Below are 20,925 nucleotides of genomic sequence, written 5' to 3'. Positions count from 1 at the left end.
ACTATAAATAATTTTGTGTAAAGTATAAGGACCTCCTTCTTGGTAAGAATCAGAATATAAACAAAAATATCCAAGAGGGAGGTTTTTGTTATGGAAAATGTTTTAACAAAAGAACAATTGCTTGTGTTCATAAGGAAAAATAGCATCCACGGTGTAAGTGACATTTATGAGAATTTGAAGGATCTATTCAAAGACTTACTCCAAAGTTTTCTAGAAGCAGAAATTGAGGAAAGTTTAGGGTACGAAAAATATGATATCAAAAACAAGCAGACAACAAATTCGCGAAATGGTTATAGTCAAAAAACTCTCAAAACCAAGTTTGGTGAAATGGAGCTTGATATTCCAAGGGATAGAGAAGATGAATTTGAACCCAAGATAATTCCTAAATACAAAAGAGATATTTCAGAGATTGAAGACAAATTCATGGCCATGTATTCAAGAGCAATAGCAACTCGAGACATTCATGTGCAAATAAAAGATATTTATGGTATCGAAATACCTGCTGAAATGGTTAGCAAAATTACAGAGAAAATTATTCAGCAGAATAAGATAATGGCAAAATAGACCATTGGAAAAGATATATCCGTTTATTTTCAGGGACGCGATTCATTACAAGATAAAAGACGAGGGTAAAAATTGTGAATAAAGCTGCCTATGTTGGTTTAGGTATTAACATTGAAGGATATAAAGATGTTTTAGGAATATGGATTGGAGAAAGTGAAAGCTCTAAATTCTGGTTGGGTGTTTTGAATGACTTGAAAACAAGAGGAGTGGAAGAGGTATTACTATTTTGTGTTGATGGGTTGACAGATTTAAAAGAAGCAATAGAAGCAGTGTTCCCGAAAAGCGATATTCAAAAGTGTATTATTCATCAGCCAAGTCAATTCGTTCAAATATGTTTCATACAAGCATATAAAAGAATTTTCAAAGGATTTTAAAAAAGTATATCAGGCAACTAATGAAGAAGAAGCACTGGAAAATTTTTATTATGTAAAAGAAAAATGGGGGAAACAGTATCCTTATGCGTTCAGGAGCTGGGAAAACAACTGGGAGCTACCGACTTCGTTTTTTAAGTTTCCCTCGGCAGAATAAGGAAGATAATTTATACAACAAACATCATATAAGGAGTTTATAGACAATTTAGAAAAGTGACAAAGGCAAAATCAGTATTTCCAAACGATACAGCGTTAGAGAAAATGCTTTATCTTGCAACAAAAAATGTTGTAAGAAAGTGGACACAGAGGTACAGAAATTGGGATATAATATTAAATCAGCTTTTGATAATGTATCCAGAACGTTTAAGTGGATATATAAATTAATAACAAACTTCAGTTCGCTTTAGATTGCTTTCATGGAAGCAATCTAAAACAAATTAGAACCAGAAAAATCAGAGCAATATATTCCACTATTAAATTTTGTCCAGCTTTTAAAAAATTTATGCATAAAAATTTTTAAAATGGTAATACTAAAAAATAGAAGGTAGACAAGATTATCCTGAATTTAAATACACAAAATTATTTACAGACCCTTTTAAAAATTATCCTCTAATTTTTGGATCAATTCACCATCTTTCCAAATACCCTTAATTACCTCACCTGTTGCTTTATACATTGTCCCAGTTCCATTCATTTTATCGTTTTTCCACTCACCTTCATATCTATCCCCATCAGCCCATGTGTATATTCCATATCCCTCTTTGACTCCGTTTTTCCACTCACCTTCGTACTTATCACCATTTGCCCATATATATGTGCCTTTCCCATTTATCTTGTCATTCTTCCATTCTCCCTCATACTTATCTCCGTTTGCAAAAATGCACGTCCCTCTGCCATCAAACATGCCATTTTTGAAATCGCCTTTATAAACATCTCCATTTGCGCTGTAATATTCTCCATATCCATCCATTGTATCATTTTTCCAATCACCTATATACTCATCTCCATTGCTCCACTTGCAGTAGCCATAGCCATGTCTCATACCGTCCTTTATCTCACCTTCGTAATAAAAATCTTTTCCCTCTATTACATGTTCCCGTCTAAAAAGCTGTGATAAACTTAAATTCTTATTACCTTTAAGAGATTTTATTTTCTCAGAAGGAATCACCATCAAATATTTCTTATTAGGATTCTCATTATAATACCCTGTAAATCCAATACCAATAACCTCGCCCCTGAAATTAAAAGCTGCCATCCCTGTATCGTCCTTCTTAATAGCCTCTCCACCAAGAACAAATACCCCGTTATCTTTATCATATTCAGAAACAAACACATTTGTATAAATAGCTGATGTGCTAATTACTACCACTCTATCACCTGGTTTGACCTTAGTTGAGTCGCCTATTTTTACATATGGCAGATTCTTAGCCCCTTTCAATTTTAAAATCGCTATATCCTTTGAAACATCATAGTCTATAACCTTTTCAACTTCATATCTCTGATTTCCAATATATACTTCCGCTTTCTGAAGATAATCGATAGCAGTATAAGTTGTTAATATCTTCCCATCAGGTGATAGCAAAATACCACAATATGTAAAAACCTTACCTTCTTTGTTATAACCTTTTAAAACAACAACCTTGTTCTTTTCTTTCTTGAGCTCATCTAAGGTCCAATACCTTACATTGAGTGTTAATATAACATCTTTCTTATAATTTTGAACCTTGCCTTTAAATACAAATCTGCCTACATTTTGAGTAGATACTCTATTAGGAGTCCATTTTACAGGAACATAAACTACTTTCTTGTCAGAAAGGGTAGCCTTGACTTTGCTTGGCAAGGTAAAACTGTCTCCAACTTTTACTATAATGTTTAAATTATCAATTTTCACAATTTTAGTTTTGGTTTGAGCTGATAAAACAAACTGAAAACCTGATATAATGCTCAGAAAACAAATAACAATAATTACTTTTCTAATTATTTCCTTCATTATGTCATACACCTCCACATAAAAGTTTGTAGTAATGCCTTCTTATTACTCCACTATTTGAGCTATGTTGTCTGTAATACGTTGGTAAAGACTACTTTTTGGCTTTATACGTTTGTTTTTAATATACCTGATTCTACGCCATATACACCTGGAGTTATCACAAAATAGTCTTCCAAGATGTACAATCCATCAATAAAAAACTTTACTTTCCACTTACCTGTAGGCATTTCATCGCTTATCTGTATGTAATGCCACTCAGTTATGTTGTCCATTCTCTCATCATCGCTCCAAACAATACCACTGCTTTGAACAAAAAATTCCCCATTAGGCTTATACCAAAGTATACTGCTTTGATGAAAACCCAAAACATCTTTATATTCAATCCTCACACATACCTTCTCGTCTCTCCTTGAAAAAGCTCTTTTATAAATTAACTCCCCACTTTCAACTGTATCACTGCAAAAGCCAAAGTCTTTAACATATATACTTGGTTCAAAATCATATGTTAAGATTTCTCCGCTGGCATTTATAGCTATGCAGGAAAATATCTGCCCGTCTTCTGTTGGCAGTGTAAACGGTGCTGCCCAGTCTATCAGCCTTATATTGTCGTCAATTACAAAAATGTATCTATAAATATCAGAAGGATTCAAATCCAGCTCACAACACAAAACTATCATCTCCTCTTGTCATCGGAATATATTTTTTCCCTGTCTTCTCTGATATGATTTCTAAATAAACTCTCTCTGCTTCTAAAAATGTGCATTCAAACCTGTACCTCATTATTTCCAACCCCTCTTTGCTATCTCTTTATCACTTCTAAGTACATTTGTAGTCATACACTTCTTTCTGTTTTCCTCAACCCATCTTTTCCACATAACCTCAAGTTCTTTCTTCTCTTCCTCACTTAGCTTAAACTCTTTTACCCACCTCTGAAAAAATGGAAATGGATAAAGTTGTATATTACTCTTCCCAAAACCTATCAACGCTTTCTTGCCTTTTTCAATATCTCCTACCTTTCGATAATAGTAAATCCCTAAATACTCTGGATCTTCTTTCTTCATAATCTCTTCTGCCTCTTTATATTTGCCATCAATTAGTTTGTTAAGAAATTCTAACTTTTTCAATTGAAATTTATAATTCTTAAAATAATCCTTGTACTTGGGATAATTCTTTTTCCAGATATCATACACTTCTCTTAATTTATCCTTCATACCCAATTCATAATAGCAATTCCCTGAGTATGATAATAGCTCAATATACTCTCTTAAAAATTCATTCTCTTTATCCTCCTTAACAAGTTGCAAAAACTTTTCTATGTATTCAAGTGCTTTTTGGTAATTTCCATATGCTTCTATATATATTACCCCAAGTGAATAATATGCTCGTCCATTAAAATCCCAGGTTGTTTTAGGCTCATCCAAGTCATTAATATTTAAAGACATTTTTATCCAGTAAACAGCTTCACTCATTCTTTTTATCTCACCAAGTTCCTGACTTCTCTTCCCAACTGCTACACCTTTATAAAAATAAGCAACCTTTTTAACCCACAATGAGGTATCACTGTTTAACTGCTTCAAAGCAAGGTCTGCATAATATTCCTCCATCATCGGATTACCTATCAGATTGGCTATTTCACACATTTTGAAATAACCACTAATTTTACCATCAGAAGTTTTAGCATTTTTAACAATCCATTTGGCAAGAGCTGCAGCATTATTATACTCCCCCCTATCTATCATCCCATTTATCACACTAAGTGTATCATCTATTGACAAAGTGTTCATTATAACTTTGTCATCTACAATGATATATCTGTTTGAAAAAAATCTAAATCCAAAATAAACCAGTATTAAACCTATCAATCCAATTATCAGCCACTTCCTGCTTTTCCTCATCCTTTTCAACTCTCATTCCCCTTCTTACTACAAACTTTTTTACCGGGTATATTTTATCAAAAAGCAATTACTCTCTTCAATACAAAGCACACAGAGCTCTTTGCAAAGCTCTGTGTGCAAAGATTTAATAACCAAAAGCTGGTTTTGCCACTTTTGTCGTAACATCAAATACTTTTTTAAGTTTTCCTAAATTACCAGATACTTTGGCTGCCTTTGCTAACTTATCTAATCCTTTGGTACCTGCTATACTAACCCCTACTTCAAACAGTGCTTTCCCTACCATTTCTCCTTTTTTGTAAGCATCACCATTTACAAATTCTTTCTTTGCCTTAGCAACAGATTGCTCTACATATTTTAATGCTGCCTGAGGATGTTTAACTACCACTTCTACCCCTTCTACAATCTGTTTTGGATGAGTTACAACATCAACTAAACTCTTTGCAGTATTTACAGCCCCTTTGAAAACTCCAACAGCAACTCCTATCTTAAACTTTGTAGCATTTGGTACTGCGAGCCATACACCCTGCATAGTGGTCTTTATCTTATTAAAACTTTTCTCATCAATGCTTAACCCTACGCTTTTTTCGGAAGTTATCTTACCTGTTGATAAAGAATGAGTTACCTTAGCTAAATTTATTTCAGCTTTTCTATTGTCCTTTACTGCTCCCCCAACTGTTACATTAACTTCCTGATTATGTGTCTTCAAAAGCACCAGTTTTGTTCCACCTGCAACCTCAGCACCCCTTTTGTTAACTGTTACATTACCTACAATTTCAGTTTTATCATTAACTTTCGTACTCGTGATAGTCTCAAAACTCTTGCTAATTTTTCCCTTCTCTAATTCCAAATTCAATTTACCAGAATTGCTGTGCTCAACAACACCAGAAGCCTTCTTTGTATTTGCTTTGTACTGTGAAGTCTTCTCAACTCCTACTTCTCCACTTACTGAAGATGTAAATTTTAGATACATTTTGTTGCCTGCTACATTCAAGGTTATTTTTTCTCTTTTTTATAGTTTTATTCCCTACAACAGAAATACTATTTGTTGTTGTAACATCTACAGCTTTTTTCAAACCTTCTTTAATATCTTTTGCAACGGTCTCTAATTTTTTCCCAGTTGATTTTACTACTGAAGAAATTTTGTGCTCTACTGTTTTAACTGTGTTATTCAAATTTGAAACTGTAGATTTTACAAAATTGTTGACTTTGTTCTGAATACTTTTTGCAGTGTCACTAATATCTTTTTTGATATTTGAAAAAATACCCAAAATTCCTCCACTATTTCGTGTATTCGAACCATGAGTTTTACTGCTGGTAGAAGCTTTTTGCAAAGAAGTGTTTGAAAGTGTAACTTTGTATGCAGCAGTAGACTGCACAGAAGGTTTATTAGGCACAATCCAACCTGTTGAAAGCGATCGTGCAGAAACACTATGATTGGAACTATTGACCTTAAATATTGTTGTGAGTATTCTTAATCAGGTTATAATTCGTAATAATTTTACTACTCATACCCCTCACTCCTCGTTTCTCAATTTTTGTTTGATTATATCCCAAAAAAAAAAAAAAAAAAAAAAAAAAAAAAAAAAAAAAAAAAAAAAAAAAAAAAAAAAAAAAAAAAAACAATATATAATATTGATGAATTTTTTCATATATTTGTTACTAAATTTGTTTAATATGCAAAATATAAACGGAAGTTAAGGCGAAAACTAATTAAATGGTTTGTAATGTTTTAAAATTACTGATGAGGTTGTTGAATAACAGAAATAGCCATATAGAGTAAACATGGTAACAAAAGAAAAAGTTACTTCATATTTAGTTTTAATTCAGGAAATACCTAACAAAATACAATAGTAAAAAATATTTCCATGTACATTAAAGTTCAAAGTTAATATCTTTTATTCAACAACCCCTAAAAAATAAATAAAAAAAACTCCATCTCTTATATTCTTGTTTATATTCTGGTTCTTACCAAGATGGAGGACTTCATATTTTCACAAAATTATTTATAGTCTCACAAAATGAACTATCTTTTGGTATATAATTAATGACAAAACAACTTATTTTCTCTTTACCATCAATTTTGATTTCAATTGGATATGCTTTGATTTCACCTTCTCAAGTATCATGATAATGTACCACAATTTGCTTTACTCTGCCTTTTGATATTTTAAATTCAATTTTATAATAGGAACTGTCTTGGTAATAAATGCTGTCAATTTCACCTTTTTCGTTATAGATTATACTACCATATTGCTCGATATCATTAGTAGAATCAAATTTTAAACCATGGGTGTTATCTTTGTTGCTTGTTTTTGGTTTGATACAGTATAGATATTCTACACCACCAATTTTTTCTGGACTATATCTAAATTTATTTATCACTCTTTTATAACTATCTCCTACTTCAATTCCTCTCGGTCCTTTTATTCCTCTCTTGTTAATCTCTGCGTCTATTACATAATATGAATTCTTTTTAACACCTGGTGCTAATATAATGCTACCCCAATCATAGTAACAATATTCTACATAATCACCATAAGCACCCCACCATTCTTTCTTAACCTTTTTGGGTTTTCCTACTTTTTTTATCAATTCTTCCCTTGCAAATTCATATTTTAATTCTACCAAAACTGGCTCACCTTTTGCATAAATATGCTTGTTATTTCTAAAAACAAAAAGGTCATCTTTAAAGATTAAAAACATTCCCACAGCAATAATTGTTATTCCGACAAAAATTGATAGAAGCACAAATGCTCTTTTTTTTCATTTTTTAACATCCTTTTCACTTTTTGTTTTTAATTTTAGTACATCCATTGGATTTATTAAATCGCTTCTGCGCTCATAATTTATATCTGGAACATATTTGTAAGTTTTGTTATTTCTTTGAGTAAGAGGTCTACTACTATCACCTTTATAAACTTCTAAATGAAGCATTGCATCACCACCTCGATTTTATTGCTGCAATATCAGAAAAAGCAGAGTTTTATTCTGTTCATATGAAATACCCTGAGGAATTAAGAAAGCATATTCTTATCCACAAACGCCGCCTTTGTGTAAATAGCATGATTGAAAAGTAAAAAAGTAAATTCAGTTGGATATATCAATGCTGCCAAAGTCTTAGAAATTAATATTTACGGAACAAGAAGAGAACTTACGCCGTACAAAATGGAAAAATGGAGTTCCCAGTATTAGAAAATGCATCAATAACATAACCCAACTTTACAACTTACGTTATAAATTGGAAACACAAAATTCTTGACAAGTCTCCCTATAATATAACCACCTATCCCATCGGTAAAATGTAATACCTTATACCTGCCATTAAAACCTATTTTTAACATTGCCTCTCTATCTCTCCTACTACAATATTGTATCTCCTCAAAAGATACTCCTCTTCATTTGTCTTAATCTCAACTGCTCTTACAGGAATTTTAGATATGTCAGGCTCTTCAAACTTGGTCTCAAAATCTACAATAAAGTATATCTTACCCCCTGTACTCTTTAAAATCTCATTCGTAACCACTAACTTCTTGCCACCAATTTCTATTTCCTTGCCACGCATCTTAATATCTCTCCATTACCCTTCCATGTAATATTTCATCATTTCGTCCATCAATTTATTCATTAGTATTTTAATTGAGCTACCATCTTTTTTATAAAATTTTGTACTAAAACTTTTCTTTTTGTTAACCTATACACTGGAATTTATGTGTAAATCTTATCTCACGCATCTTTATACTGTCAACCCTTTTTTTAACTAATTTCTTGACATAAAACTTAATTTTTCAATATAAAATTTTCCTTTCTCCAAATATCTTGAAATTTCTACAATTTTCTTTCGCTTCCACAATTAAACATAAGCAAACCTCGGTGGCTACCAAGTAAACCTTGTATTATTTCCCATGTCAAATATAGTAGCTCACAAGCAAGAATATTTTTTCTGTGCTTTATTTGAATGTAATTTTACCGAAAATATTTCGGTAGCATTCCCAAAACATATTTAAAAAGTAACTTCCAGCTATTTACTGTAAAATTATAATAAGGTATGATTACATAAAAAAGATTTTGCTGCGAAAGGAGAATCCAGCTTGAGAAAGCTTCCCAAAAAGGAACCTATATTTTTGCCAGATGAGTGGAACATAATAGAAGAGGGATTTCATCCTGAAAAGAATTTTATGCTTGAGACCATATTTACAGTTGCAAATGGATATCTGGGCCTGAGGGGAAACTTGGATGAAGATTTTCCTGACAAAAGCCAGAGCTTTAAAGCAACATATATTAACGGCTTTTATGAAGAGTATGATATAACTTATCCAGAGGGTGGATATGGATTTGCAAAGCGTGGCGAAGCAATGGTAAATGTGGCTGATGTAAAGACATTTGAAATAACAATTGATGGTGAAAAATTTAATCTATTCAGTGGAAAAATTGACAAACATGTGAGAAAACTTGATATGAGAAACGGAACGTTTATGCGCAAGATAATCTGGGAATCTAACAGCGGCAAGAAAATTTATATCATATTTGAGCGGCTTGCATGTTTTAAAAGACAGCATTTGGGAGCAATCAATATTAGAATAAAACCTCTCAATTTTTCTGGCAGAATAAAAATTGTAAGCAAAATAGAAGGAAACTCTTCAAATCTACTTGAGACAGAAGATGTGAGGGTTGGTTCTGGAATAGAAAAATTTCCTTTTGAGACAATTAAAGCTTACTGTAATAAACTTAATGGTTTTTTAATGCAGAAAACTAAAAAGAGTAGACTCTCGTATGGCTGCATGGTAGATCATGTTTTGAGCATCAAAGAATTTTTCTACAAATCTTTTGCTGACAAAGGGAAAAATCTTGTCATATTTGAGATTGAATTTGATGCAATAAAAGATGTTGAATATAATTTGACAAAATATTTTTCATACTTTACACAAAGAGATGTTGAAGAAGATTTGATTGAAGAGGGCTGTGCTGCTGAAATACTTGAGGCAAAAAAGATTGGATTTGAAAACCTTTTGAAAGAACAAAGAGAATTTTTGGAAGCTTTTTGGGAAAACGCTGATGTTGTAGTAAAAGGAGATCCCCAAATCCAGCAAGCTATAAGATTTAGCCTATTTTCGCTGCTTCAATCAACAGGTAGAAACGGTATTTCAAACATTGCTGCAAAAGGCTTAACTGGAGAAGGCTACGGTGGACATTATTTTTGGGATTCTGAAATCTATATAATGCCGTTTTTTATTTACACGCATCCAGAAATTGCAAGAATGCTTTTAATACACCGCTACAATCTATTAGATGCAGCAAGACAAAGAGCAAAAGAACTTCATCATCGTGGTGCCCTTTATCCATGGCGAACAATTGCGGGAAAAGAGTGTTCAGCTTACTTTCCAGCCGGAACTGCGCAATATCATATAAACGCTGATATTGTCTATGCCATTAAAAAGTACTTTGAAGCAACAGATGACCTTGACTTTATTAAAAACTATGGTGCAGAGATTGTATTTGAATCAGCAAGATTTTATGCAGATTTAGTGCACTTTAGTGAAGAAAAGGATAGAAAGTTTTGTATCTTTTGTGTAACAGGTCCTGATGAATATACAGCACTTGTTGACAACAATGCTTATACAAACTACATGGTTCAAATGAATTTGGAATTTGCAGCAAGGTTATATAATCTACTGAAAGAAACAGATAAAGAAGCCTTTGAAAGACTCTGTAATAAGCTTAAACTGTCAGATGAAGAAATTGAACTTTGGAAAAAGATAGCTGATAACATGTACCTGCCGTACAATGCTAAGCTCAAGATAATTCCCCAGGATGATTTATTTATCTATAAAAAGAAACTTGATCTGTCTAAAATACCAGAAGATCAGTTTCCTTTACTGCTGCACTGGCATTATTTGGATATTTACAGGTATCAGATTTGCAAACAGCCAGATGTATTGCTACTCATATACCTTTTGAGAGATAAGTTCAGTTATGAAGATCTGAAAAACAACTATGAATACTATGAACCAATAACCACACATGATTCTTCTCTCTCACCAGCAATCTTTAGTATACTGGCTGCAGAGCTAAATCTTCTGGAAAAAGCTTATGAATACTTTAGATACACTGCAAGAATGGATCTTGAGGATTTGAACGACAATACAAAAGACGGAATTCACGCAGCCTGTATGAGCGGAACATGGCAGGCTATTGTATTTGGCTTTGGTGGCATGAGAACAGGTAAGGATTTACTTTCGTTTTCCCCAAAGCTTCCTGAAGGTATTGATTATATCTCATTTAAGATCAAATACAAGGGATGTACTATAAAAGTAGAAATAACCAAAAATAAGGTAATTTATACACTCTTGGCTGGTGAAGCTATCCTACTTTCTCATTATTCCCAAACTTTTGAGCTTAAAAGTGGGTAAGCAAAGGAATTTGTAATTGAGACATAGGAATTAAAAAATTGCCTTTACAAACAACTTAAGGCTGTTTGGGGCATACTCAAAAAACCCATACAGCCTTAAAGTTTTTAGAAACCTAAACATAACACACAGTCATCGCAGCCTTGCAGTTGACTCTCTTTTGACAAGATCTGGTTCTAAAACAATATGATTTATGGGCTGTTTCGAAATTAGATTCAAAAGCAAATAGAAAGCTGACTTGCCCATCTCGGATTTATTCTGCCTTATTGTTGTAAGTGTAGGTGTTATATACCTTGCAATAGAAACATCATCAAATCCAACAATGGATACTTTTGCAGGCACCTCAACCCCAAGGTCCTTAAACCTCTTTATAAGCCCTATTGCCATCATATCAGATGCAGCAAAAACTGCAGTGACACCTTTTTCTAAAAAGTAATCCGCTGCTTTATATCCACTTTCTTCTGTAAAATCACCTTCGACAATAAGTTCATTGTCTATTCTAATCCCATTTTTGCTCAAGGCCAAAATATAGCCATTCAGTCTTTCTTGGCTTACATATGCTTTCTTATGGCCGTTTAAAAATCCTATCCTTCTGTGTCCAAGATGGATAAGGTGTTCTGTTGCAATTTGTGCACCTTTGAGATTATCAGTAGTTACATACCCAATATTTGAATTTTTAATAGGAATATCAAGCAGAACAACTGGATAGGTACTTTTTTGTATTTCATTTAGATATTCATCATCAGTTTTTAGTCCCATTATAAAAGCACCCTCAAGCTGTTTTTCCTGCATAACTGTGTCAAAGTGGACTCTCTTTTGCTCTTCTGAAGTAGTTGACAAGAGCACAACCTCATAACCATTGTCCATAGCAGCTTTCCTAAAACTTGTAAGTATCTCATAATAAAACACTCCATATATTCCCTCTCTTTCTAAATCCTCTATGAAAAGTCCTACTCGCTTTGTCTTGTTTGTCACAAGACCTTTTGCAAAGATATTTGGAACATAGTTTAATTTTTTTGCCATTTCAATAACTTTGTCTCTTGTCTCTGGATTTATATCTGAATAGTTATTAAGAGCTCTTGATACAGTACTTGGCGACAGTCCTAAAGCTTTCGCAATGTCTTTTATTGTCACATTCTTGCTCTTTCTCATTATATTTTCTCCCTCTGTTTTTGAAATATTTTGCTAAAACCTTGAAATTAATTATACACTCTCTTCCTTGGTAAATTCAATATCATAATTACTCCTTAAGCCCTGATGTTACAATACCTTTTACGAAATATTCCTGAAAAAAGCACAAAAACTATTATAGTGGGCAAAGATAGCAAAATTGCCCCAGCTAAAACCTGGTTCCAAAACTGATAGTATTGACCATAGAAAGAGTTAAGCCAAACAGGCAAGGTGTAGAGCTCTTCTGAAGATGCTATAATACTTGGCCACATAAAGCTGTTGCAATTACCAACAAAAATAAATATTGCTTTGAGTAGCCAAGGCAGGTAGAGAAAGTGGCAAAAATATTTTAAAGAATATCCCAAAGCGAGACAGTCCATCAATAAGTGCTGCTTCTTCTAAGTCTTTTGGTATTGTCAAGAAATATTGTCTCATAAAGAATATATAAAACGCACTGACAAGCCACGGGATAATTAATCCTTTGTATGAATCAATCCACCCAAGTCTATTTAATATAAGGTAAATTGGTATTAAAAGAACCTGACCTGGTATCATCATTGTGCCGATTATCACGTAAAACACAACCTTTTTAAAAGAAAAATCAAGTCTTGCAAGGGCATACGCTGCCATTGAGTTAAACAAGATATTCCCGGCTGTTACAGCCACTGCTACAACAAAACTGTTAAAAAGCCATCTTAAAAATGGAAATTCATGTGTGATATATCTATATGAATCAAAAGTAAGTTTGTTAAAATCAATAGAAAATTTTGTAACATCTTCAACTGGCTTTAATGATGTAATGACTGCTATAAGGTAAGGAATTAGAGTTACCAACGCCCAGAGTATGCATATGGAATAAAAAATCATTTTTACTCCAATCCCATATGTATTTTTTCTGTCCCACATCTTTTTCAGCCCCTTCACTTTTTAATATGACATCTCTTCACCAAAGAATTTCCTTTGAATCAATGTTAGAATAAAAATAATTCCAAACCCAATAAACGCCATTGCTGATGCAACGCCCATGTTAAACTCTTTGAAAGCTGTTCTATAAATCATAACAACCATTGTCATTGCTTCCCCCATCGGTCCTCCATCAGAACCACCAATAATGTAAGAGAGGTCAAACATCTGCAGTGTGCTTATAAATGACACAACTGTGTTGAAAAATATCATAGGTTTTAAAAGTGGTATTGTAATTTTAAATAGCTTTGTAAACTCTCCAGCACCTTCAACCTCAGCAGCTTCGTAAAGCTGGTCAGGAATTGTAGAGAGCCCTGATAAAAATGTAACCATGTAAAAACCAACAGAACCCCACACAGCCACACTGACAATCGCGGACATTACAAATGAAGGCTCATTGAACCAGTTTCGTGGAGTTATACCTATATGGCTTAAAATCTGATTCACCAAACCATCTGTCTTGTATAAAAACAAGAATATTATTGACACAGCAACAGGGGAGGTAACTGTTGGAAGATAGTAGGTGGTTCTGAAAAAGTCTTTGAACTTTACCTTGTCATTTACTATCACAGCTAAAATTAAAGCGATAATTAGCTGAGTTGGAACCACCAAAATTGAATAGTAAAAAGTGTTTACAATCGAGTCCAAAACATCTTACTTGTCAAGGCTTCTTTGTAATTTAAAAGTCCAACAAATTTGGGCGGTGTATCTCCCAAAAACGAAAATTCCTGAAAGCTTATTATAAACGCTTTTACCAAGGGATAAGCAAAAAATATGAAAAATGATATAATATATAATATACGGCAGAAGCATTACAAATGCGGTGAAATACTCTTGAGCTTTTGTTTTATTTTTCATTTTTTATTCACATCCCCCTATAACTTACAATTATACTTTTGTAAAGTAAGGCAAGGTTTAAAGCCTGCCTTACTATGTGTCAATCTTTAAACTTTCTTACTTCATAATCTGCTTTACTCTCTCTTCTATGTTCTTTTTTAGGTCATACTTTTTCCCAATAACGTAATCTTCAAATGCTTTGTTGAAGACGTCTACAACTTTTGTGCCATCCAGACCATAGAAGTAAACTTGTGCATACTTTGCACCATCAACAAGCGCTTTTCTCTCTGGATAAGTCTTAGCAAAGTTCACACCTGCGCTCTTTAATGAAGGAAGTGCCAAACCTGCTTCAACAACAAACTTCTGTCCGCCCTCACCAGTCAAAAATCTTATGAGCTTGAACGCCTCAGGCTTGTGCTTTGAATTTTTGCTCATCACATATGCAACGGTGAATGCCATTGTTGACTTGCCAGCTGGCCCTGCGGGAAGTTCTGCAATACCATATAAGTCTTTTGGAATCTTTCTTTCGTTCAAGAATGGAATCATCCAGCCACCTTCAATTGTCATAGCCGCTTTCTTGTCTGCAAATGCATCCCCAACCCAGCCAGCGCCTAAATCCTTTGGAGTTTTACAAATTCCTTCCTTGAAAAGGTCAAGTGCAAATTTGAAACCTTCCAAAGCTTTCGGGTCAGTAAAGACTGGCTTGCTGCCATCAAATACTTTACCACCATTTTGATATGCAAAAGGTTGAATTCTTGCAAGCTCAAGATTCATTGTAAGACCTACAACTTTGCCTGTTGTAAGTTTCTTAGCATAATCTTTTAGCTCCTGCCATGTCCTTGGAGGACGAGTTAAACCTCCTTGTTTGAACATCTCTTTGTTGTAGAACAAGACCAATGTATTGTAGTCTTTTGGAAGACCGTATACTTTACCCTTGTAGATAAATGGCTGTAAAAGTGATGATTCATATCCAATTGTCTTTACATTGTATTTTTCATCCAATAGTCAAGCGGTTCTAAAACACCTTTTGCAATATACTGCCATGCTGGCATTGAATCCATGTAAAAGATATCAGGCTCTGTCTTTGATGCCGTAAGTAGCTGCATCTTTTGGTTATAGTCACCGACAATCTCAACTAATTTAATATCAACATTGGGATATAGCTTTTTGAACGCTGCAATTTGGTTTTGGACAATCTTCTTCTCAGCAGGAGAAGATGCCCACGCACCAAGCTTTAATGTAATTTTTGATGTAGCATAAGCACTCTTTTGTGAAACTGCAATCCCAATACTCAAGGAGATAATAAACACTAAAATAAGTAAACCTGCTACCAACCTTTTCATAAAATCAAACATCATTTGAGATTACTTAAATATTTTCGGAAATGTTTTTGACAATTTTATTATACAACAAGTTATTATTTTTGTCCATATTTATCTTAAAAAATTTTTGTTTTTTGTTTATATATCATAAACTATTTTGCCATAGTTCCAAGATAGCCTTAACATTTATCGAAACTATTTTCGAAAAACAAATCCCCTGTGAAAAGCACTCATCTTTGCTTTTCACAGGGAAAACTGTTTATATGGTAACTTCTTGCCCTTTAATTTTTAGCTTTACACTTCCCTTTTCAACCCTTTTTTTGACCTCAACATTATCTTTTGTAATTGTAAAGTCAAAAAGGTTTCCTTTCCACCAAATACTAAACTTCAAGCTTTCCCATTTTTCAGGAAGCCATGGATTGACATTTAGGATGTCATTTTTTTCTAAGCTAATGCCACCAAACCCAAATACTAAAGCTTGCCATGTACCACCAAGTGATGCGGCATGAATACCTAAATGAGTATTCCCTTGGTTGTCTTCAAGATCTGTCAAAGCTGTTCGCATAAAGTTGATATATGCTCTGTTTGTCTCACCAACCCTGACACCTATCAAAGCGTATATGCTCGGACTCAAAGACGATTTGTGCATAGTTCTCTTCTCATAGTAGTCGTAATTTATTTTCTTTGTTTGATCATCAAATTCTTCACCGAGCAGGTAAAGAAGCATTACAACATCTGCCTGTTTTATTAGCTGGTAGTTATTCAGCTTGTCGAGTTCTACACCTTCTGGCCAGACTGGCATATTATTCTGGTCATATTCTTTTATAACAAAATCTTTTAGGTTGAAATACCCTTCAAACTGTTCAATTAGTTTTTTGTCGGGATAGTATGGTATATAAATCTTTGAAGCTATCTCTTGCCATACGAAAGGTTCTTCATCAGATAGGTTTATCTTTTTGGATAACTTCTCAAAATACTTTGGATATTTTTCCAAAAGCAGATTGCAGAGTTCTGATGCTTTGAGTAAATTCCACTTAGCAAGATAGTTTGTGTATGCGTTGTTGTTGCAGTGTTCGTGAAATTCATCAGGGCCTATAACATTGTTTATTTCATACCTACCTTTTTCCTTGTTGTATTTACAGATTGACGCCCAAAACCTTGCTGTCTCAATTATAATCTCTGAACCGTAATTTAAAAGGAAATCTATATCATCAGTTGCGCCCACATAGTTCATAACTGCATATGCAATATCCGCAGAGATGTGATATTCTATATCACCAGTCCATATCCTAACTGGATTTCCGAGATAGTCATATCCCCACTTTGGAGTTTCTTCTTCGCCTGTATCTGCACTCTCCCACGGGAACTGAGCACCTTTGTAGCCATTTTTCTTTGCATTTTCTCTTGCCGCATCAAGCAAGTTGTATCTGTACATAAGCATCGCTTTAGCTGCTGCAGGGTTTGTGTAGATATAAAACGGAAGCATAAATATTTCAGTGTCCCAAAAAACATGTCCTTTGTAACCTTCACCTTGAAGTCCTTTCGCACCAAGGCTTACATGTTCATCTTCTGGATTTGCCATGCTAATAAGATGAAAGATGTTGAACTTTACACTTTTGTTGGCAACTTCATCTCCAACTATATCAATATTGGCAACATCCCAAAGTTTTTTATATTCCTCTATATGCTCAAAAAGTAGCTTCTCAGCACTTTTTGTTTTGAATTCTTTCAATTTATTAGTACAAGTTTCAAAAACATCTCCAACGTTTTTTTCTCTTGAGGACACCAAAACACTTAGTTTTTCTATCTCATAACGTTCTCCTTGCTTTGCTTCAACCTCAAAGTTTTCTGTAATAATGCATCCTAAATCTTTTGTAAACCTATTAAAATGACATCTTTGGTTATTCAAGGAAACTTTTGTCGAACTTGCTATTTCTACCTTATACTTTTTGTCCTTTATAGTAATACCAAGATATATACCATCTGCAAAGTCCTTCTTTTTATCTATCTCATAATGCTTCACCCTGTCATTCGGAACATCCTTAGAATTCACAGTAGTTGCGTCAATAAAGCTTTCAATATTTAAAACTGCCGAATAGTTTTCGCACACAACATTGTACTTCTGAACAATTAGATTCTTATTATTCATACTTACAAAGCGGAATCCTTCTATAGTTGTAATTCTACCTTTGTTATCTTTCAGTCTCAATTTTCTGTACAAAACACCTTGTTTTAAGTCTAAAACTCTTTTGAATTCAAGTATCTCACATTTCAAGGGATTCAAATACTCTCTATTGATATATATCCTAAGACCAATCGGATTTGGTAGATTGACAAGTTCTGTCACCTGTGCACCTGACTTATCAAAGACACCAGCAATGTAAGTTCCCGGAGTTTCATCGCAAAAAACTTCTTCGTTAATTCCTCTTATCCCTATATAACCATTTGTAAGAGCAAAACATGTTTCAAACTTGCCAGAAACTTCAAATTTATCCTGTTCAATCAGCCATTCGCGTTCTGATAATTTCATGCACAAAAACCTCCTAAACTATTTTAAAAACCTTTTCGTGAAGATTTTCAAGAAGTTCTATTGTAACCTTGTCCAATCTGTCAACTATAAAATGAGCGTTTTTTAGTCTTTCAAACTGACCATCTCTGCAAACCCCAATTGTAAGCATTCCAGCAGAAATTCCTGCCTTGATGCCGTCTATTGCATCTTCAAAAACAACACATTCTCTTGGATTTACATTCAGCCTTTTTGCAGCAGTCAAGAATATCTCGGGATCAGGTTTGCCCTTTTTAAAATCATAGCCCGTTACAATTGTATCAAACATCTTATCAATACCAAGTTTTGTCAGAATTTTGCTTGTATTTTTGCTTGAGGATGCGACAGCAAGTTTTACTGAGTTTTGCTTAAAATACTGCAAAATCCAAATTGCGTCCTCAAACGCTTCTAAACTGTCAGTTTCGACAAGCTCTAAAAAATACCTCTGCTTTTCCTCTGCCATAGAAATAAGCTGCTCTTCGGAAAGATCTCCCACAATACTTTTTATCCCATCCATCCTGGGCTTCCCATCTACTTTTTGTTTGTAATCTTCATATTCAAATTTGTATCCATGATTGTTGAACATTTCTTTCCACGCTTTGAAATGAAGCTTTACAGTATCAGTCAAAACTCCGTCCATATCGAAAATTGCTGCTTTAATTTTTCCTATAAAGTAGCAAGCCCCTTTACTAAAGTTGTTTCCTAAAGCTATTATAAAATTTTTCGAATCGTTTTCAACATTGTTTTCGATTATTTTCGTGAAGAACTTTTACATTTCCTAACTGGAAGAAGTTACCCCGATAAGGTTGGTTTTGTCAAAGAAAATGAAATAACCAGCGATATGAATAAGTCAAAATGAGTGGTTTTGTCAGGAAGGATATCAGAGAATTTTGAAAAAGCAAGAACCACCATCTAATGTATAAGTTTTTGTTAATTTTTTAACGATTTATAGTAAAAATAAAACAAACAAATCCGGCAGCCACCTACTTTCCCGTGCCGTCGCCAGCACAGTATCATCGGCGTTGCGAGGCTTAACTTCCGTGTTCGGAATGGGAACGGGTGTTTCCCTCGCTCTTTCGCCACCGGATTTGTTTGCTTCTTCTTACCTTTTTTCAGCAGCCTCGCAAGTGAATAGAGTAAGGCGCTATACCGGTCAAGCTCCTCGGGCCATTAGTACCGCCTTGCTCAACGCCTCACAGCGCTTACACATGCGGCCTATCTACCTGGTAGTCTTCCAGGGCCCTTACCACCCTTTTAGGGTGTGGGGTATCTCATCTTGGGGTGGGCTTCACGCTTAGATGCTTTCAGCGTTTATCCCATCCGGACTTGGCTTCCCAGCCGTGCCCCTGGCGGAACAACTGGTAAACCAGCGGTCCGTCCAACCCGGTCCTCTCGTACTAGGGTCAGCTCCCCTCAAATACCCTGCGCCCGCGGCGGATAAGGACCGAACTGTCTCACGACGTTCTGAACCCAGCTCACGTACCGCTTTAATGGGCGAACAGCCCAACCCTTGGGACCTACTTCAGCCCCAGGATGCGATGAGCCGACATCGAGGTGCCAAACCTCCCCGTCGATGGGGACTCTCGGGGGAGATCAGCCTGTTATCCCCGGGGTAACTTTTATCCGTTGAGCGACGGCTCTCCCACTTGAAAACCGCCGGATCACTAAGCCCGACTTTCGTCCCTGCTCGACCTGTCGGTCTCACAGTCAAGCCACCTTAACGCCTTTGCACTCCTACCGCACGATTTCCATCCGTGCTGAGGTGACCTTTGGGCGCCTCCGTTACCCTTTAGGAGGCGACCGCCCCAGTCAAACTGCCCACCTGGCAGTGTCCCATCACTCGGTTCAGAGTGTCTGGTTAGTGCCCCAGTGCACCCAGGGTGGTATCCCACCGGCGGCTCCAGGGAAGCTGGCGCCTCCCCTTCTCAGCCTCCCACCTATCCTGTACAGGGCACACCAAAACACAGTGCCAGGCTGCAGTAAAGCTCCACGGGGTCTTTCTGTCCAACCGCGGGTAACCAGCGTCTTCACTGGTACCACAATTTCGCCGGGCACACCGCCAAGACAGCGCCCAAGTCGTTACGCCTTTCGTGCGGGTCGGAACTTACCCGACAAGGAATTTCGCTACCTTAGGACCGTTATAGTTACGGCCGCCGTTCACTGGGGCTTCGGTTCGGAGCTCATCACCCCTCCCCTTAACCTTCCAGCACCGGGCAGGCGTCGGCCCCTATACCTCGCCTTTCGGCTTAGCAGAGACCTGTGTTTTTGATAAACAGTCGCTTGGGCCTCTTCCCTGCGACCCTGAAGCTCATCACCTCAGGGCACCCCTTCTCCCGAAGTTACGGGGTCAGTTTGCCGAGTTCCTTAGCGGTGCTTAACCCGTCCGTCTGTGGATACTCTCCTCGCCCACCTGTGTCGGTTTCCAGTACGGGCACCTGCCTTCGCCTACGCGACGCTTTTCTTGGCAGTGTGAAGCACGGCACTTCGCCTACTTTACCTTCGGCTCCCCATCACGGCTCACGGTTGTCGGGTGTGCGGATTTGCCTACACACCCCCGCTCGCCGCTTGGCCGGGGTCAACCAACCCCCCGGTTGCCTGCTCCTCCTGCGTCCCGCCCCGTAGGATAACCTCCGGCAGGTGGCTCAGGAATATCAACCTGATGCCCATCAGCTACGCCTTTCGGCCTCGCCTTAGGTCCCGGCTAACTCTGGGCGGATTTGCCTTCCCCAGAAAACCTTGGGCTTCCGACGGGCAGGCTTCTCACCTGCCTCTCGCTACTTATTCCGGCATTCTCACTTCTGCCTCGTCCACCCTGGCTTACGCCTTGGGCTTCACCCTAGCGCAGAACGCTCCCCTACCGCTCT

General features: G+C 36.0%; 14 protein-coding genes, 2 rRNA genes and 4 pseudogenes (1 of these 20 running past the window's edge). 3 read left to right on the top strand and 17 right to left on the bottom strand.

Translation table 11 applies throughout. From position 1 onward, the window contains the following. Positions 1-90 precede the first annotated feature (90 nt). Positions 91-1,319 (top strand): annotated as a pseudogene (locus OTJ99_RS01735) (IS256 family transposase). 211 nt (positions 1,320-1,530) lie between these two features. Here OTJ99_RS01735 and OTJ99_RS01730 read toward each other — a convergent pair. The 8 genes from OTJ99_RS01730 to OTJ99_RS01695 form a co-directional block, all read right to left on the bottom strand. Beyond that, complete coding sequence (locus OTJ99_RS01730) at positions 1,531-2,925, bottom strand: Ig-like domain-containing protein (protein WP_052671488.1); 1,395 nt, start codon at positions 2,923-2,925, stop codon at positions 1,531-1,533. Between the two features lie 104 nt (positions 2,926-3,029). Further along, positions 3,030-3,602 carry a hypothetical protein gene (locus tag OTJ99_RS01725; RefSeq protein ID WP_045165607.1) on the bottom strand — a complete coding sequence of 191 codons (573 nt, stop codon included), beginning with the start codon at positions 3,600-3,602 and terminating at the stop codon, positions 3,030-3,032. Further along, complete coding sequence (locus OTJ99_RS01720; RefSeq protein ID WP_268748467.1) at positions 3,583-3,705, bottom strand: hypothetical protein; 123 nt, start codon at positions 3,703-3,705, stop codon at positions 3,583-3,585. The genes OTJ99_RS01725 and OTJ99_RS01720 overlap by 20 nt, the downstream gene beginning before the upstream one ends. Continuing rightward, positions 3,705-4,820, bottom strand: a complete 1,116-nt coding sequence (locus OTJ99_RS01715) for a tetratricopeptide repeat protein (RefSeq protein ID WP_269015435.1) — start codon at positions 4,818-4,820, stop codon at positions 3,705-3,707. The genes OTJ99_RS01720 and OTJ99_RS01715 overlap by 1 nt, the downstream gene beginning before the upstream one ends. 124 nt (positions 4,821-4,944) lie before the next feature. After that, positions 4,945-5,811, bottom strand: coding sequence for a hypothetical protein (locus tag OTJ99_RS01710; protein WP_269015416.1), 867 nt, complete (start codon positions 5,809-5,811; stop codon positions 4,945-4,947). Then, complete coding sequence (locus tag OTJ99_RS01705) at positions 5,744-6,088, bottom strand: hypothetical protein (protein WP_269015415.1); 345 nt, start codon at positions 6,086-6,088, stop codon at positions 5,744-5,746. The genes OTJ99_RS01710 and OTJ99_RS01705 overlap by 68 nt, the downstream gene beginning before the upstream one ends. Positions 6,089-6,935: 847 nt before the next feature. After that, positions 6,936-7,568, bottom strand: coding sequence for a hypothetical protein (locus tag OTJ99_RS01700; RefSeq protein ID WP_269015414.1), 633 nt, complete (start codon positions 7,566-7,568; stop codon positions 6,936-6,938). A gap of 15 nt (positions 7,569-7,583) precedes the next feature. Continuing rightward, entirely contained in the window at positions 7,584-7,754 is a 171-nt protein-coding gene (locus OTJ99_RS01695; protein WP_269015413.1) for a hypothetical protein, read from the bottom strand. Positions 7,755-7,771: 17 nt separating this feature from the next. Here OTJ99_RS01695 and OTJ99_RS01690 point away from each other — a divergent pair. Next, positions 7,772-8,079: pseudogene (locus OTJ99_RS01690) on the top strand (IS256 family transposase); the annotation flags it as partial. Between the two features lie 75 nt (positions 8,080-8,154). On the opposite strand, the gene OTJ99_RS01685 reads toward OTJ99_RS01690, so the two are convergent. Then, the gene (locus tag OTJ99_RS01685; protein ID WP_045164478.1) at positions 8,155-8,382 is read right to left on the bottom strand and encodes a hypothetical protein; all 228 of its coding nucleotides are present in this window, start codon (positions 8,380-8,382) and stop codon (positions 8,155-8,157) included. Between the two features lie 526 nt (positions 8,383-8,908). Here OTJ99_RS01685 and OTJ99_RS01680 point away from each other — a divergent pair. Then, positions 8,909-11,227 (top strand): glycoside hydrolase family 65 protein, encoded by a 2,319-nt coding sequence (locus tag OTJ99_RS01680; RefSeq protein ID WP_269015412.1) that lies wholly within the window; start codon positions 8,909-8,911, stop codon positions 11,225-11,227. Positions 11,228-11,356: 129 nt separating this feature from the next. Here OTJ99_RS01680 and OTJ99_RS01675 read toward each other — a convergent pair whose 3' ends face one another. The 8 genes and pseudogenes from OTJ99_RS01675 to OTJ99_RS01635 form a co-directional block, all read right to left on the bottom strand. Further along, positions 11,357-12,376: a LacI family DNA-binding transcriptional regulator gene (locus OTJ99_RS01675; protein WP_045165940.1), complete on the bottom strand. Its 1,020-nt coding sequence runs from the start codon at positions 12,374-12,376 to the stop codon at positions 11,357-11,359. A gap of 88 nt (positions 12,377-12,464) precedes the next feature. After that, positions 12,465-13,300: pseudogene (locus OTJ99_RS01670) on the bottom strand (carbohydrate ABC transporter permease). 21 nt (positions 13,301-13,321) lie between these two features. Next, positions 13,322-14,005 carry a carbohydrate ABC transporter permease gene (locus OTJ99_RS01665; RefSeq protein ID WP_235374853.1) on the bottom strand — a complete coding sequence of 228 codons (684 nt, stop codon included), beginning with the start codon at positions 14,003-14,005 and terminating at the stop codon, positions 13,322-13,324. Between the two features lie 306 nt (positions 14,006-14,311). Continuing rightward, positions 14,312-15,537 (bottom strand): annotated as a pseudogene (locus OTJ99_RS01660) (ABC transporter substrate-binding protein). 238 nt (positions 15,538-15,775) lie between these two features. After that, entirely contained in the window at positions 15,776-18,046 is a 2,271-nt protein-coding gene (locus OTJ99_RS01650) for a glycoside hydrolase family 65 protein (RefSeq protein WP_045165939.1), read from the bottom strand. A 13-nt stretch (positions 18,047-18,059) separates the two neighbouring features. Next, positions 18,060-18,731 (bottom strand): HAD family hydrolase, encoded by a 672-nt coding sequence (locus tag OTJ99_RS01645; protein WP_045165938.1) that lies wholly within the window; start codon positions 18,729-18,731, stop codon positions 18,060-18,062. 300 nt (positions 18,732-19,031) lie between these two features. After that, a 5S ribosomal RNA gene (gene rrf / locus OTJ99_RS01640) occupies positions 19,032-19,148 on the bottom strand. Between the two features lie 62 nt (positions 19,149-19,210). Continuing rightward, positions 19,211-20,925, bottom strand: a 23S ribosomal RNA gene (locus tag OTJ99_RS01635); it runs 1,253 nt beyond the window's last position.

The sequence above is a fragment of the Caldicellulosiruptor naganoensis genome (assembly GCF_026914285.1).
GTDB classification, from domain to species: domain Bacteria; phylum Bacillota; class Thermoanaerobacteria; order Caldicellulosiruptorales; family Caldicellulosiruptoraceae; genus Caldicellulosiruptor; species Caldicellulosiruptor naganoensis.
Note: the sequence above shows the minus strand (reverse complement) of the source record. Positions and strands in the feature narration are given on the sequence as shown.

Excerpts from the sequence above, each read along its gene's own strand:
- OTJ99_RS01730 (WP_052671488.1), bottom strand. The coding sequence starts at position 2,925 with ATGAAGGAAATAATTAGAAAAGTAATTATTGTTATTTGTTTTCTGAGC.
- OTJ99_RS01725 (WP_045165607.1), bottom strand. The coding sequence starts at position 3,602 with ATGATAGTTTTGTGTTGTGAGCTGGATTTGAATCCTTCTGATATTTAT.
- OTJ99_RS01720 (WP_268748467.1), bottom strand. The coding sequence starts at position 3,705 with ATGAGGTACAGGTTTGAATGCACATTTTTAGAAGCAGAGAGAGTTTAT.
- OTJ99_RS01715 (WP_269015435.1), bottom strand. The coding sequence starts at position 4,820 with ATGAGGAAAAGCAGGAAGTGGCTGATAATTGGATTGATAGGTTTAATA.
- OTJ99_RS01695 (WP_269015413.1), bottom strand. The coding sequence starts at position 7,754 with ATGCTTCATTTAGAAGTTTATAAAGGTGATAGTAGTAGACCTCTTACT.
- OTJ99_RS01685 (WP_045164478.1), bottom strand. The coding sequence starts at position 8,382 with ATGCGTGGCAAGGAAATAGAAATTGGTGGCAAGAAGTTAGTGGTTACG.
- OTJ99_RS01675 (WP_045165940.1), bottom strand. The coding sequence starts at position 12,376 with ATGAGAAAGAGCAAGAATGTGACAATAAAAGACATTGCGAAAGCTTTA.
- OTJ99_RS01650 (WP_045165939.1), bottom strand. The coding sequence starts at position 18,046 with ATGAAATTATCAGAACGCGAATGGCTGATTGAACAGGATAAATTTGAA.